The organism is Parasphingorhabdus sp., assembly GCF_036964675.1.
Taxonomy (GTDB): Bacteria; Pseudomonadota; Alphaproteobacteria; order Sphingomonadales; family Sphingomonadaceae; genus Parasphingorhabdus.
This window is the reverse complement of sequence record NZ_JBALTF010000058.1, coordinates 5,712-19,287: the sequence shown is the minus strand read 5'-3', so window position 1 is coordinate 19,287 and position 13,576 is coordinate 5,712. Positions and strand designations below refer to the sequence as shown.

The window sequence follows — 13,576 nt, the reverse complement described above, 5'->3', positions numbered from 1 at the left end:
TATGGTGAGCCCTGCTGGGTTCGAACCAGCGACCTACTGATTAAAAGTCAGTTGCTCTACCGACTGAGCTAAGGGCCCCTCAACCGGCTGGTGCAGTGCACAAAGCCTCCGGGAAGCGCCTCCCTAGGGGCGCTTTGTTTCATGGTCAAGCAGCTTTGGCGCTTTTTCCGGACGTTTCTTGGGGCGCCGGTTGCGGGCGTCCAATTGCGCGATCGTCCAGCCGGTCAGGGGATCGCGCCAATCACCCGCAATCTCCGCCGCCGGGCCGAGGACAAAGCTGCGTTCGCGCATCATCGGATGGGGGATGGTGAGGGCGGGCGCGCCGCTGGCAAAGGCACCGCCGCTCCACAATATGATATCCAGATCAAGCACCCGGCGCGACCAGACCTGGCCGCGGCGGCGCCCGAATTCCGATTCGATGCGCTTGAGCAGCGCCAGCAGGGCAGGCGGCGGCAATGGCGTTTCGATGATCGCAACGGCATTGGCATAGCTGCGCTGGGATGGTCCGACCGGGCGCGAGGCGATGATGCCGGAGGTCTCGGCGATGGTCAGGCCTTGCCCGGCCAGCCGTTGCCATGCTGCGGCAAGGATGTCGCGCGGCGCACCAAAGCGCTGGTGACGCTGGTTCGAACCGAGGGCGATCAGGTAGAACATATGCGGCAATCGGGCTCCTGTACGATGCGGGAAGGTCGGGAATGGAACAAATGGTTCCAAGCCGGTGGATCGGCTGCTATCATGCAATCAATATCAAGGAAATCAAGGAGAAGCTTCGTGGGTCAGCATTACATCACTCTATCGGGCGCGGTTCTTTTGTCCCTCATGGCTGCCGGATGCAGCCCGGAAGGCATATCCCCGGGCGAAGTCAGCGGCAATGTCGCACGCGCGGCGCTGGTCGGTGCGGATCAGGCGCAATTTGGCGAAGTGATTGTCGCGCAGGGCGAAAATGGCCTGATCGTCAATATCAAGGCGCAGGGCATGTCGCCGGGTCCGCATGGCGTGCATATTCATGAGACCGGCAAATGCGAAGGTCCCGATTTCAAATCCGCTGGCGGTCACTGGAACCCGGCGGCCAGGCAACATGGCTTTGACAATCCGCAAGGCGTGCATGCCGGCGATTTCTTCAATCTGGACATTGGCGCGGACGGCACGGGTTCGCTGGAGGCGATGATTCCCGGTGCGACGCTCAGCGACGGTGAAAATGCCCTGCTCGATGCTGACGGCGCCGCTTTTGTGGTGCATGCCGGGCCGGATGATTTGAAGACCGATCCATCCGGAGCAAGCGGCGGACGGATTGCCTGCGGCATATTTGTTCGCGGTCGCTGATCGGATCATCTCTTCTGCAATTTATAGGGCATATTTATGAGTCCGTCGGTCCTGTTTGTCTGTCTTGGCAATATCTGCCGTTCTCCGCTCGCCGAAGCGGCCTTGCGGCAGGAATGCACGCATAGTGCGCTGAATATCATCATTGATTCTGCCGGCACCGGTGATTGGCACGTCGAGCAACCGCCGGACGAGCGCGCTCAGGCGGTCGCTGCCCGGAACGGTGTGGCGATCGGACATTTGCGGGCGCGGCAGGTGACGACATCGGATTTTCATGATTTCGATCATATCATCGCGCTGGATAATCAGAATTTGCGCGATTTGACCGCCATGCGTCCGGCAAAGGCGGCGGCGAAACTGTCGCTGTTATTTGACCATGTCGCGGGCAGGGCGGGCGAGGATGTCGCTGATCCCTATTATGGCGGAGAGGATGGTTTTGACCAGACCTGGGCCGAGGTGACCGAGGCGGCCAGAACCATCCGGAAATGGCTTGAAGCCGGCTAGAGCGCGCCAACCGGCCGCAATGTGCCATATTGGCGTGTCGAAAGCCGCGCTTCCCGCTACCTCCAGCGGCACCGCGCCGACCGCGAAGAGCCATATTCGCAGAGCCTGTTCTGTGGCATAGCGCCCTTTCAGGAAATTTTTTTCAATAATCCGATTTGCCGATAGATTTTATCTATGAAAACTTGCGGCGTTATTTTGGAAAGCCATTCCGGTTTCCCTTGAAAAACAGGCGCTATTACCCGATATTGAAACTTGTAGAGCCTGTTTGTCGGCTCACGAAATTGAGGAGTACGCATATTATGGCTTGGCAAGATCCAAGAACAATCTTCGGGCAGCCCTCTGTGGGTGCCGCTGCAGAGACGCAGGTTGCGTTTGATGCGGGTCTGCGCACTTACATGCTCAAAGTCTATAATTACATGGCGAGCGGTGTATTGCTGACCGGCGTTGTCGCGATGCTGTTTGCCAGTTCCGGCCTGGCGCAGGACATCATGTTCGGCGGCGGCCCGCTGAAATGGCTGATCATGCTGTCGCCACTCGCGATCGTATTTGCGATGAGCTACGGGCAGAATAAATTCTCGACCTTCACGTTGCAGGCGATGTTCTGGGGCTTTGCGGCTCTGATGGGCATGTCGATGTCGACCATCTTCCTGGTCTATACCGGCGCTTCGATAGCGCAGACATTCTTCGCCACCGCAGCCGCCTTCCTCGGCCTGAGTCTCTATGGTTACACCACCAAGAAAGACCTGTCCGGCATGGGCAGCTTCCTGATCATGGGTGTGATCGGTTTGCTGGTCGCGATGGTGATCAACATCTTCCTGCAGTCTACGATGATGAACTTCGTCATCAGCGCAATCGGTGTTCTGATCTTCGCGGGCCTCACCGCCTACGACACGCAGCGGATCAAGAGCATGTATGCTTATGTTGCGGGAACCGATATGGTCGGCAAGACCGTGGTCCTGAGCGCGCTCAGCCTGTATCTGGACTTTATCAACATGTTCCAGTTCCTGCTCTTTTTCATGGGCAATCAGGAATAGGCGACGGGTCAGCAGACCCTTTCCAGATTATCGGAAAAGCCCGGCAGGAAACTGTCGGGCTTTTTTGTTTGCCGGTTCGTCGAGATTTGAGCGCAAATGCTGGACAATTGTCGACGTGAATCATAAGGAAACGGCTGGTGCTCTGGGAGATTGAAACGATGCCGCGTTTGAAAGATTTGCGTCTGATATTGGTAGCTGGCGGATTGGCCCTGCTCGCCGCCTGCCAAACGCCCCCGCCACCACCACCGCCGCCTGCTCCGGTTGTTCAACCGCAATATACGCCGCGCGCGCCGACACCGCCATTCGGGGCAAGCCACCTGTCGATCGTACCGGCGCTTCGCGTCGACGGCCTGCGTGACACCATCAACCGCGATCTTGGGCCGCTCGAGACATTATGGCATGTCAGGGCTGCGTTGAACGTGGCCGCGCTCAGCTGCACCGGATCGCTCTACGAGCGCCTGATTGGCGACTATAATGCATTCATCACCAATAACAGCGCATCCCTGCGTAACGCGAACAATGCGATCATCCGGAAATTCCAGCGCGATGTTGGCGCCGGGTACAAGACCGAGCACGACCGCCATCAGACGCAGCTCTATAACTACTGGTCCTTCTCGCCGCTGCGCCGGCCCTTTTGTGATCAGGCCGTTCAGGTGAGCCAGCGGGCCATCGTCACCAAGTCGGCTGATCTCGACGCGTTCGCTGCCCAGGCGCTGGCGGATTTGGAGCATCCTTTTACCGCTTTCTATCTTGCTTATGAAGAATATGAACGCGACCTCGCAGCCTGGCGCGTCCAATATGGCGAGCCAGAAGCTGTCGCTGAACAGCCCAGCCTGGACTATGAACAGCCAGCCACCGGCGAATAAATTGCCTTTGAATCGTTAAAAAGGGCCGGACGGGATGACCGTCTGGCCTTTTTTTGAGTCGATTGATCAGCCATTCTCGGCAATCAGCGCATCATCGACTGCTTTTGCCGATACATAGGCGTCACGGTCGGTCACCCGCCTGGCATAAGCGACAAAGGCATCCCGCTTGGGCAGGGTGCCAAATTGCGTGCCCCACACCAGCTGCGCGCCGACATAGACATCGGCCATGGTAAAGCGGGAGCCGCAGACATAGTCATCCGTCTGAAACTTGCCATCGAGCACATCAACCACCCGGTCATAATTGCCGTAGCCGGCCATTCTTTCCTGGTCCGGCGCCACGGCAAAGCCCATTGACCGGTTGGTGATCGCTGCCTCGAGCGGGCCGGCGGCATAGAAAAGCCAACGGTAATAATCCGCCCGTTCCGTTGCTGTGGGTGCGAGGCCGGCATCCGGAAAAGCATCCGCCAGATAGGCGCAGATGGCGGCGCCTTCGGTCACCACCTTGCCATCATGCATGATCGCAGGAACCTTGCCCATCGGATTGATTTTCAGATAATCTTCCGCCTTCATCGATGTGCCATATTCCAGCAATATCTGCTCATATTCTGCTCCCGCTTCATGCAAGGCCCAGCGCGCAATCTGACCGCGTGACATCGGGTTGGTGTAAAAGCTGATAGTGGACATGTCGCTCTCCCTCGGTTTGGGTGCATATATAACAGACGTTCGCGCCAACCGGGAGAGCCTAGATGATCAAGCATTTCTTTCTGATTTCGAAAAAACCGGAAATCTCTGCAGAGGAATTTCGGGCCTATTATGAGGCCCATCATGTACCGCTGATCAAGCGGTTGCTGCCGATGTTCGCGCATTATCAGCGCCATTATCTGGACCGGTCGGAAAGCCGCATGGATGCTGCCCAGCCGGATCCTGGTTTTGATGTGATCACCGAAATCCATTTCGCCACCCAGGCCGACTATGATGCGTTTCTGCAAAGCGTGTCCGATCCGGCCGTGCTAGCCGAAATCCGCGCCGATGAGGCCAATTTCCTGATCAGCGATGCGACGCGATCCCTGCGGATGGATAGCAGCAGCTAGAGTCAGGCTTGCTAAGCGGAAGGCGCAAATAAAAACGGCGTGGGATGAGCCACGCCGTTTTCTGTTCTTCCGGGATTGTCAGCCCGATTGGGTAAATTACTTGGCCTTCGTGTCGGCCGTTTTCTTTGCCGGAGCTTTCTTTTTCTTCGGCTTGGGCGCAGCGGCCGTGACTTCGAAAGTCAGGGCATTGTCCTTCAGATGGACCTTGACCTCGCCGCCATTCTTGAGCTTGCCGAACAACAGTTCCTCGGCGAGCGGCTGCTTGATCTTCTCCTGGATCAGGCGACCCATCGGACGGGCACCATAGAGCTTGTCATAGCCGCGATCGGTGAGCCATGCCTGAGCATCCTCGTCGAGCGTAATATGGACATTCTGGTCAGCCAGCTGCAGTTCGAGTTCGAGAATGAACTTCTGGACCACGCGGGCAACCACTTCCGGCGGCAGATAGGCGAAGGGCACGATCGCATCCAGACGGTTGCGGAATTCCGGCGAGAACATTTTCTTCACCGCCTCTTCGCCCGCATCTTCCTTGGACATATTGCCGAAGCCAATGCCTTCTCTCGCCATGTCGGATGCGCCGGCATTGGTCGTCATGATCAGCACTACGTTGCGGAAATCGACAGTCTTGCCGTGGTGATCGGTAAGCTTGCCGTTGTCCATCACCTGCAGCAATATGTTGAACAGGTCGGGATGGGCTTTTTCGATCTCGTCGAGCAGCAGCACGCAATGCGGATTCTGATCAATGGCATCGGTCAGCAGACCGCCCTGATCATAGCCGACATAGCCCGGAGGCGCGCCGATCAGGCGGGAAACGCTGTGGCGCTCCATATATTCCGACATGTCAAAGCGTTTGAGCGGAATGCCCATGATCGATGACAATTGCTTCGCCACCTCGGTCTTGCCGACGCCGGTCGGGCCGCTGAACAGATAATTGCCAATCGGCTTCTCCGGTTCGCGCAGCCCCGCACGGGACAGCTTGATCGCGCTGGACAGCTTTTTGATCGCTTCATCCTGGCCAAAGACCACCCGCTTGAGATCCTTCTCCAGATTCTCGAGCGTCTTCTTGTCATCCTTGGACACCGATTTGGGCGGGATCCGCGCCATCGTCGCGATTACGGCCTCGATATCCTTGGAAGTGATCATTTTCTTGCGGCGCGAAGGCGGCAACAGCATCTGCATCGCGCCGACTTCGTCGATCACGTCAATCGCTTTGTCCGGCAGTTTGCGGTCGTTGATATAGCGGGTAGATAATTCCACCGCCGATTTCAGCGCATCCGGCGAATAGCGGACCTTGTGATGTTCTTCGAAAGCGCCGCGCAGGCCGGCAAGAATCTTGATCGTATCCTCGACCGATGGCTCGTTGATATCGATTTTCTGGAATCGCCGCAGCAACGCGCGGTCCTTCTCGAAATGGTTGCGGAATTCCTTGTAAGTGGTTGATCCGATGCAACGAATGATACCGCCGGAAAGCGCCGGTTTCAAAAGATTCGATGCATCCATCGCGCCGCCACTGGTCGCGCCGGCACCGATCACCGTGTGAATTTCGTCGATAAACAGGATCGCATCGGGCATTTTCTCAAGCTCGGAAACAACCTGTTTCAGCCGCTCTTCAAAATCACCGCGATAGCGGGTTCCGGCCAGCAGCGAACCCATGTCGAGCGAGTAGATGACTGCGGGAAGCAGAACCTCCGGCACATTGCCTTGCACGATACGCAGGGCCAGACCTTCGGCAATCGCCGTTTTGCCGACGCCAGGTTCACCGACATAAAGCGGATTATTCTTTGACCGCCGGCATAATATCTGGACCGTACGGTCGACTTCCGCCTGCCGTCCGATCAACGGATCGATGCGGCCATCTGCGGCTTTCAGGTTCAGGTTGACGGTAAACTGGTCGAGTGCCGTCTCTTTCTTGTTCTTTTCTTTCTTGTCTTCCTCGCCTTCCATGCCGGACAGCTCGGCCGGTTCGGCCGTCTGACCACCCTTGCCGACGCCATGGCTGATGAAGCTGACCGCGTCGAGACGGCTCATATCCTGCTGCTGGAGGAAATAGACCGCATAGCTTTCGCGTTCGGAAAACAGTGCGACCAGCACGTTGGCGCCGGTGACTTCATCCTTGCCGGACGACTGAACATGCAGGATTGCCCGCTGCACAACGCGCTGGAATCCGGAAGTGGGGGAGGGGTCGATCGCCTTCTCGACCTTCAGCGAATCCAGTTCGCTGTCGAGATAGAGAATGACGGCGTCTTCCAGTTCACCCAGATCGACTCCGCAGGCGTTCATCACTTGAGAGGCATCGCCATCGTCAATCAAAGCGAGAAGAAGATGCTCCAGTGTCGCATATTCATGGCTGCGATCAGCAGCATTTTTCAGCGCCTGATGAAGGGTTTTCTCGAGCGATTCCGCGAATGATGGCATATACTTTACTCCAAAATTGGGACGCTGTTAACGCCCCGGTTGCCGAAGCAGATGCTGTTGCATCCGGTTTCGGGCTTTAACCAAATTGCTTGCCCTCTAGATCGTGAGCCGGGCCTTAAACGTCAAGGGCACCGAGTCTTTGATCTGCAACCAACCGGCCAAAGCTGCCAGTTTTTCGTCTCTCTTCTCCTATACGGTCCAAAATGGAACGCCTGAACCCAATTATTATGAAACAAGGTTAACAAATGCTTTAGCGAAAGCTAGCATATATCACCTTTTGAACAGATTTTCAGCACTGGCCCGGTGGGTCACTGCAAAGCTTTTCTTCGCTTCACAGCGACTTATTTCCGATTTCAACAAGGAAATCCGTTGATCCAGTTCGTCTACCGATAACGGGTCCAGATCCTGTTTGACCAGCAAGGCCACGGGATCATTGGCATTGCGCGGTAAATTTTCGTCATCATCCATGAATCGACATGCCTCCTGCAGCCTAATGTTGACCGCCTGTGCTTTGCTGTCAATAAGGGGCGGAAATAAGGGACGTCGCAAATCTCCTGGGGGTTATTCAATGGCCGTATCTGAATTGTTGCAAAAAGAAATGACCGCCATCGCGATCAGCGAACCAGGCGGACCCGAAGTCTTGAAATCTGTAAGCGTGGCCATTCCAAAGCCGGATGAAGGCGAAGTGCTGATCCGCGTTGCCGCTGCCGGGGTGAACCGGCCGGACGTTATCCAGCGCATGGGCTTTTATCCGGTGCCTGCGGGGGCGTCGCCGCTGCCGGGCCTGGAAGTGTCCGGTACCGTCGTGGCGCTGGGCGAGGGCGTCGGGCCGGAATGGATCGGTCGCAAGATTTGTGCGCTGACCAATGGCGGTGGCTATGCCGAATTTTGTGTTGCGCCGGTCGGACAATGTCTCGAGGTTCCGGAAAACCTGACCATGGTGGAAGCGGCGGCGCTGCCAGAGACTCTGTTCACCGTCTGGGGCAATTTGTTCAACCGTGGCTTTGCCCGCGAAGGCGAAACGGTGCTGGTCCATGGCGGCACCAGCGGAATCGGCACAATGTCGATCATGCTCGGCAAGCTTTTTGGCCTGAATGTCATCGTGACCTGTGGCAGCGATCAGAAATGCACCGCTGCCAAGCAAGTTGGTGCCGATCATGCGATCAATTACAAAAGCCAGGACTTTGTCGAGGAGATCAACAAGATCACCGATGGGCAAGGGGTTGAAATCGTCCTCGATATGGTTGCCGGCGACTATGTCGCGCGCAATCTGCAATGTTTGAAAGAAGATGGCCGTCATGTCACAATCGCGGTGCAAGGCGGGTTGCAGGCGACGATCAACATGGCGCATGTGATGATGAAACGGCTGATCCTCACCGGCTCGACTCTCCGGCCGCAGTCGGCGGAGCGCAAGGCGCTGATCGCCGATGAGCTATATCGCTATGTCTGGCCGGATGTGGAATCGGGCAAGCTGAGGCCGGTGATGGACGAGAGTTTTCCGCTTGCCGATGCCGCCAAGGCCCATGCCCATATGGAAGCCGGCGATCATATCGGCAAGATCGTGCTGATCGTCGAATAGGCCCAATATGGCCGAGAATAGGATCGTGAGCGGCGAAGCTGATTTTTACGACCCTGATTTTCACGGCGCGAAAGTCGCGCTGTTCATTGACGATCATATTCTGGTCTATCGCCGGGACAATAAGCCGGACATTCCTTTCCCCTACATGCTGGATCTGCCCGGCGGCGGACGTGAAAATGGCGAGAGCGGCGCCGAATGCGTCGCCCGCGAAACATTTGAAGAATTCGGCATAAGCATCGCGATTGATGCGTTTGAACATGTACAAACCTATCCAAATTGGCGCGGGTCGGGCAATGTGGCGCTATTCTTCGTCTGCCGCCTGTCACCCGAGATATTGGACGATATCGTCTTTGGCGATGAGGGTCAGGACTGGCACGTCATGCCGGTCGCTGAATTTCTGACCAGTGATCGCGCCGTTCCGCACCTGCAAAAACAGGTGCAAACATTTCTGAAAACCCAGGTTTTGCGTCATTAAAGCTTCATAAAATAGGAATCGCGCTGTAACAATCAAAGGGTAAGGCCACGCCTATGGATAGTTTCCATGGGAGTTTTTATGGCCAAGTATTTTTCCCCCTTTACCAAAGCCGATATTCCGCTGCTCGACGCCGATCGCTATGAAGCGCGCCTCAAGCACAAGCCACGGGTGCATACCCGGGACCGGACCCGATATCGGACGATCTGGATTTCCGATATCCATCTCGGCACCCGCGGCTGTAACGCCGATCTGCTGATCGATTTTCTCGATCATGTGGATAGCGATACCCTCTATCTGGTTGGCGATATTATCGACGGCTGGCGGATGAAGAAGCGGTTTTTCTGGCCGGATAGCCATAATGATATCTTCTGGCGCATATTGAAACGGGCCCGGCGCGGCACGCGGATCGTCTATATTCCCGGCAATCATGACGAGATGTTCCGCCAGTTCACCGGGCTGAATTTCGGCGGCGTCGAAATCCGGCGTTCGGCGATCCACGAAACCGCCGATGGCCGCCGCCTGCTGGTGTTGCATGGCGATGAATTCGACACGGTGATGCTCGCCCATCGCTGGCTCGCGGTTGTCGGCGACGCCGCCTATGTGGCGCTGATGCGGGTCAACTGGCTGGTCAACAAGGTCCGCAACTGGCTGGACCTTCCCTATTGGTCGCTGTCCAAAATGGCCAAGCACAAGGTCAAAAATGCGGTCGAGTTCATCGGCCGCTACGAAGAAACAGTGGCCAAGGCGGCCGAAAGTCGCGGCGTCGACGGCGTGGTCTGCGGCCATATTCACACCGCCGAACATCGCATGATCAAGGGCATTGAATATTATAATGACGGCGACTGGGTGGAAGGCTGCACCGCATTGGTCGAATGCGACGACGGCCAGATGCAAATTCTCCACTGGGCAGACGAAATCAAGGCGCGCAAGGAACGCGAAGAACAGCCGGCCAGGTTGACATCGGTAGACGGCGGCATGGATCAGGCGGCGTGAAGATCGCCCTGGTCACGGATGCCTGGCATCCGCAAGTCAATGGTGTGGTGCGAACCCTGGATACGGTTATCGGGCTGTTGCGCGATCGGGGACATGAGATACTGGTGATCTCGCCAGACCAATATCGCTCGATCGCCGCGCCAAGCTATCCGGAAATTCGTCTGGCCTTTGCCCGGGCCCGAACCATCGGCAAGCGGATCGAGGCCTTTGGTGCGGACGCTGTGCATCTGGCCACCGAAGGCCCGCTCTGCATCCAGGCACGCCGCTGGTGCCAAAGGAAAGGTCGTTCATTTACAACCGCTTATCACACGCAGTTCCCGGAATATATCGCCAAAAGAACAAAATTGTCACCGCGTCTGTTCTGGCCCTATATCCGCTGGTTTCACCGTGGATCGGAGGCAATCATGGTCTCGACAGAAAGCGTTCGCAATCAGCTGCAGCGCGAAGGGCTGGCCCATATCCATCACTGGAGCCGCGGCGTCGATCTGCTAAATTTCCGTGCCGATGTGCCGCCGCCCGCAGAATATCGCCAACTGGCGCGGCCGATCCAGCTCTATGTCGGGCGGGTGGCGATCGAGAAAAATATCGCAGCCTTTCTGGACAGCGATCAGCCGGGTTCGAAAGTCGTGGTCGGTGATGGACCGGCGCTGGAGGGTTTGAAAGCGCGTCATCCCGAGGTCCATTTTGTCGGCAGAAAATCGGGCCCGGAGCTGGCCGGCTATTATGCCGGAGCGGATGTATTTGTCTTCCCCAGCAAGACTGATACATTCGGTCTGGTGATTATCGAGGCGCTGGCCAGCGGTACGCCGGTGGCGGCCTATCCGGCGACCGGCCCGATCGACATTTTGACGGTGAAAAGCGGAGCCATGGACGACGATCTGAACGCCGCGATCCAGCGCGCGCTGACTCTGGATTCCGCCGATTGTATCGCGCTTGGCAGGAAATATAGCTGGGACGCGAGCGCCAGCCAGTTTTTCAATGGTCTGGTTTCACAGGACCGGAATCTGCAATGTCATATGTCGCGCCGGATCCTCGCAAAGGCAATATTTGCGCGGGTTTAGCCAAATATCTTGCCGACTCCCTCCAAACATCCTACATAAGCTACCAACAGGCCGTCTCCGCAAGGGGGCGGCCCTTTATTTTTATATTGCCGCTGGCCCAGAAACGCCAGCTACTGGAAGGATGCCATCATGGCCGAACAAGCAACTCCTCTTATGCAGCATGCAACCGCTAGCTGGCTGGTCGACAACACGGCGCTCAGCTTTGACCAGATCGCCGAATTTTGCGGGATCCACATTCTCGAAGTCAACGCGATGGCGGATGATCTTGCCAGTTCCAAATATACCGGACGCGATCCGGTACAGGCGCACGAACTGACCCATGAAGAAATCGAAAAAGCCGAGAAAGACCCGGATTACCGGATGGTCATCCAAAAGGGACCGGACCAGATACGCCGGACCAAGGGACCCCGCTATACACCCGTTTCGAAGCGTCAGGACAAGCCCGATGGCATCGCCTGGCTGCTGCGCAATCACCCGGAAATTTCCGATGCCCAGGTCGGCAAGCTGATCGGCACCACCCGGACAACCATCAGTGCCATCCGCGATCGTGAGCATTGGAATATCGCCAATATCGCACCAAAAGATCCGGTGACCCTGGGCCTCTGTTCGCAGCGCGAACTCGATGCAGTTGTTGCCAAGGCCGCGAAAAAGGCTGGTATCGAGCCGGAAATTGCAGATGACACCAAGCTGGGCGGAGACAAGGAAGCGCTGATTGCCGAACTGCACGAAGAACGCGCAAAAGCGGCTCGTGATGCAGAAGCCGCCCTGTCGGGTGAAACAGGCGAAGAAGACGCACCGGTCGAGCATACGGCTGAAACATTGTTCAAGGACCGCTGATCGTTCATACTTCCCGGATATCGACAAAAGGGGAGGTGAATATGAGTGAAGAAAATTCCGGCAGGCTGCGGCTGATGAAGCTGGCGGCAATCGCTATTTTCGGCGCGATGGCGCTGGTTTTCGTATTCGTTGCTGGTGTGAGCTGATAGCAGCCTGACCGGTTGCACCGGGCTATTTAACCAGCCGATTAAACCGGCTTGCCTTTCCGGTGACCGAGGGGCTATGGCATATCCATGGATGCTCCCCGAAAACCACCCGCTTATGATGCCATGCTCGCCGATCATGGCTTTGATCCGATTGAATCGGATGGCCTGACCTATCCACTTGGCGATTATGAGCCGAAATTCGGCGAATATTTCGAACTGATGCCCGGCATCGGCTGGACCCGGACACCGGTGCCCGGCCCGCTCGGCCATATCAACAACTGGGTGCTGGCCGATCAACATGCCGATGGCAGCGCCGGATTTGCGATCGCCGATACCGGATTGTTCATGTCCGAGGTGATCGAGGCGTGGAAACATCTGTTTGAAGCGGGCGCGCTGCAGGGGCAGAGCGCGACCAAGATCATCGTCACCCATTATCATCCCGATCATGTCGGCTGCGCCGGCTGGCTGGCCAAGCGGTTCAAGGCGCCCTTGCACATGAACCGGACAGAGTGGCTGCTCACCCGCATGCTGCTCGCCGACAAGCGCGACGGCGTGCCGGAAGAGGCGCTCGACGAATGGCGGTTCTGCGGCTGGGATCAGCATCTGATTGACGAATTTGCCGAAAAGGGCTGGGGTCGTTTCGCCCGCGCCGTTTCCGATCTGCCAATCGGGCATGTCCGGATGGAAGAGGGCACCCGGGTGACGACCGGCGATCATATATGGCGGGTGATGATCGGCAATGGCCACACGCCCGAACATGCCTGTCTGATCGATGACAAGGCCAAGGTGATGATCTCCGGCGACCAGATCCTGCCGCGGATCACCTCGAATATCTCGACCATGCTCAGCGAACCGACCAGCGATCCGCTCGGCGAATGGCTAGCCAGTATCGCGCATTTTCGCGCCGAACTGGACAATGATCTGCTCATCCTCCCCGCCCATGGCCGCCCGTTTCTTGGTGCGCATCAGCGGCTCGACGCGCTGGCCGAGCGCCATAATGAAGCGCTCGATGATCTGGAGCAGGGCCTGCGTGAAAGCCCCAAGCGGGTGGTCGACAGCTTCCCCTATCTGTTCCGCCGTCCGATCACCCCCGATGTTATCGGCATGGCGAGCGGCGAGGCGATGGCGACGCTCCGGCATCTGCAATATACTGGCCGCGCCGAGCTTGAAATGAAGGATGGCACGGCCTGGTATAGCGCTCGCTAGCCAGCCCCGGCAAAGACGGATATTGCAGCGCTTGGCAGCGCCTCAGTCG

At 57.2% G+C, this 13,576-nt stretch carries 15 protein-coding genes and 1 tRNA gene; 11 read left to right on the top strand and 5 right to left on the bottom strand.

Going from position 1 to position 13,576, the window contains the following annotated elements:
• Positions 1 to 2: 2 nt before the first annotated feature.
• Positions 3 to 78 (bottom strand) — tRNA-Lys (locus V7665_RS10555).
• 45 nt (positions 79 to 123) lie between these two features.
• Positions 124 to 654 carry a 2-amino-4-hydroxy-6-hydroxymethyldihydropteridine diphosphokinase gene (gene folK, locus V7665_RS10550; protein ID WP_335664498.1) on the bottom strand — a complete coding sequence of 177 codons (531 nt, stop codon included), beginning with the start codon at positions 652 to 654 and terminating at the stop codon, positions 124 to 126.
• 117 nt (positions 655 to 771) lie between these two features.
• Between folK and V7665_RS10545 the strand changes: the two genes are divergently transcribed.
• The 4 genes from V7665_RS10545 (at position 772) to V7665_RS10530 (ending at position 3,724) form a co-directional block, all read left to right on the top strand.
• The gene (locus V7665_RS10545) at positions 772 to 1,323 is read left to right on the top strand and encodes a superoxide dismutase family protein (protein ID WP_335664497.1); all 552 of its coding nucleotides are present in this window, start codon (positions 772 to 774) and stop codon (positions 1,321 to 1,323) included.
• A 36-nt stretch (positions 1,324 to 1,359) separates the two neighbouring features.
• Positions 1,360 to 1,824: a low molecular weight protein-tyrosine-phosphatase gene (locus tag V7665_RS10540; RefSeq protein WP_335664496.1), complete on the top strand. Its 465-nt coding sequence runs from the start codon at positions 1,360 to 1,362 to the stop codon at positions 1,822 to 1,824.
• Positions 1,825 to 2,123: 299 nt separating this feature from the next.
• Positions 2,124 to 2,858, top strand: a complete 735-nt coding sequence (locus tag V7665_RS10535; RefSeq protein ID WP_442955212.1) for a Bax inhibitor-1/YccA family protein — start codon at positions 2,124 to 2,126, stop codon at positions 2,856 to 2,858.
• Between the two features lie 137 nt (positions 2,859 to 2,995).
• Positions 2,996 to 3,724 carry a hypothetical protein gene (locus V7665_RS10530; protein WP_335664495.1) on the top strand — a complete coding sequence of 243 codons (729 nt, stop codon included), beginning with the start codon at positions 2,996 to 2,998 and terminating at the stop codon, positions 3,722 to 3,724.
• Positions 3,725 to 3,790: 66 nt separating this feature from the next.
• Here V7665_RS10530 and V7665_RS10525 read toward each other — a convergent pair whose 3' ends face one another.
• Positions 3,791 to 4,408, bottom strand: coding sequence for a glutathione S-transferase family protein (locus V7665_RS10525; RefSeq protein ID WP_335664494.1), 618 nt, complete (start codon positions 4,406 to 4,408; stop codon positions 3,791 to 3,793).
• Positions 4,409 to 4,470: 62 nt separating this feature from the next.
• Between V7665_RS10525 and V7665_RS10520 the strand changes: the two genes are divergently transcribed.
• Positions 4,471 to 4,815, top strand: coding sequence for an EthD domain-containing protein (locus V7665_RS10520; RefSeq protein WP_335664493.1), 345 nt, complete (start codon positions 4,471 to 4,473; stop codon positions 4,813 to 4,815).
• Between the two features lie 96 nt (positions 4,816 to 4,911).
• Here the strand turns inward: V7665_RS10520 and clpA are convergent, their stop codons facing one another.
• Positions 4,912 to 7,230 carry an ATP-dependent Clp protease ATP-binding subunit ClpA gene (clpA, locus tag V7665_RS10515; protein WP_335664492.1) on the bottom strand — a complete coding sequence of 773 codons (2,319 nt, stop codon included), beginning with the start codon at positions 7,228 to 7,230 and terminating at the stop codon, positions 4,912 to 4,914.
• Positions 7,231 to 7,500: 270 nt separating this feature from the next.
• Positions 7,501 to 7,698: a DUF1192 domain-containing protein gene (locus tag V7665_RS10510; RefSeq protein WP_335664491.1), complete on the bottom strand. Its 198-nt coding sequence runs from the start codon at positions 7,696 to 7,698 to the stop codon at positions 7,501 to 7,503.
• 100 nt (positions 7,699 to 7,798) lie between these two features.
• Between V7665_RS10510 and V7665_RS10505 the strand changes: the two genes are divergently transcribed.
• From V7665_RS10505 to V7665_RS10480, 6 genes are all read left to right on the top strand, one after another.
• Positions 7,799 to 8,809, top strand: a complete 1,011-nt coding sequence (locus tag V7665_RS10505) for an NAD(P)H-quinone oxidoreductase (protein ID WP_335664490.1) — start codon at positions 7,799 to 7,801, stop codon at positions 8,807 to 8,809.
• 7 nt (positions 8,810 to 8,816) lie between these two features.
• Positions 8,817 to 9,284: an NUDIX hydrolase gene (locus V7665_RS10500; RefSeq protein WP_335664489.1), complete on the top strand. Its 468-nt coding sequence runs from the start codon at positions 8,817 to 8,819 to the stop codon at positions 9,282 to 9,284.
• Positions 9,285 to 9,362: 78 nt separating this feature from the next.
• A complete protein-coding gene (locus V7665_RS10495) occupies positions 9,363 to 10,277 on the top strand; it encodes a UDP-2,3-diacylglucosamine diphosphatase (protein ID WP_335664488.1) in 915 nt (304 codons plus the stop codon).
• On the top strand, positions 10,274 to 11,338 hold the full coding sequence (locus V7665_RS10490; RefSeq protein WP_335664487.1) for a glycosyltransferase family 4 protein: 1,065 nt from the start codon (positions 10,274 to 10,276) through the stop codon (positions 11,336 to 11,338). The genes V7665_RS10495 and V7665_RS10490 overlap by 4 nt, the downstream gene beginning before the upstream one ends.
• A gap of 153 nt (positions 11,339 to 11,491) precedes the next feature.
• Positions 11,492 to 12,175, top strand: a complete 684-nt coding sequence (locus tag V7665_RS10485; RefSeq protein ID WP_335664499.1) for a DUF1013 domain-containing protein — start codon at positions 11,492 to 11,494, stop codon at positions 12,173 to 12,175.
• A gap of 233 nt (positions 12,176 to 12,408) precedes the next feature.
• A complete protein-coding gene (locus tag V7665_RS10480) occupies positions 12,409 to 13,527 on the top strand; it encodes an MBL fold metallo-hydrolase (protein ID WP_335664486.1) in 1,119 nt (372 codons plus the stop codon).
• Positions 13,528 to 13,576: the final 49 nt, after the last annotated feature.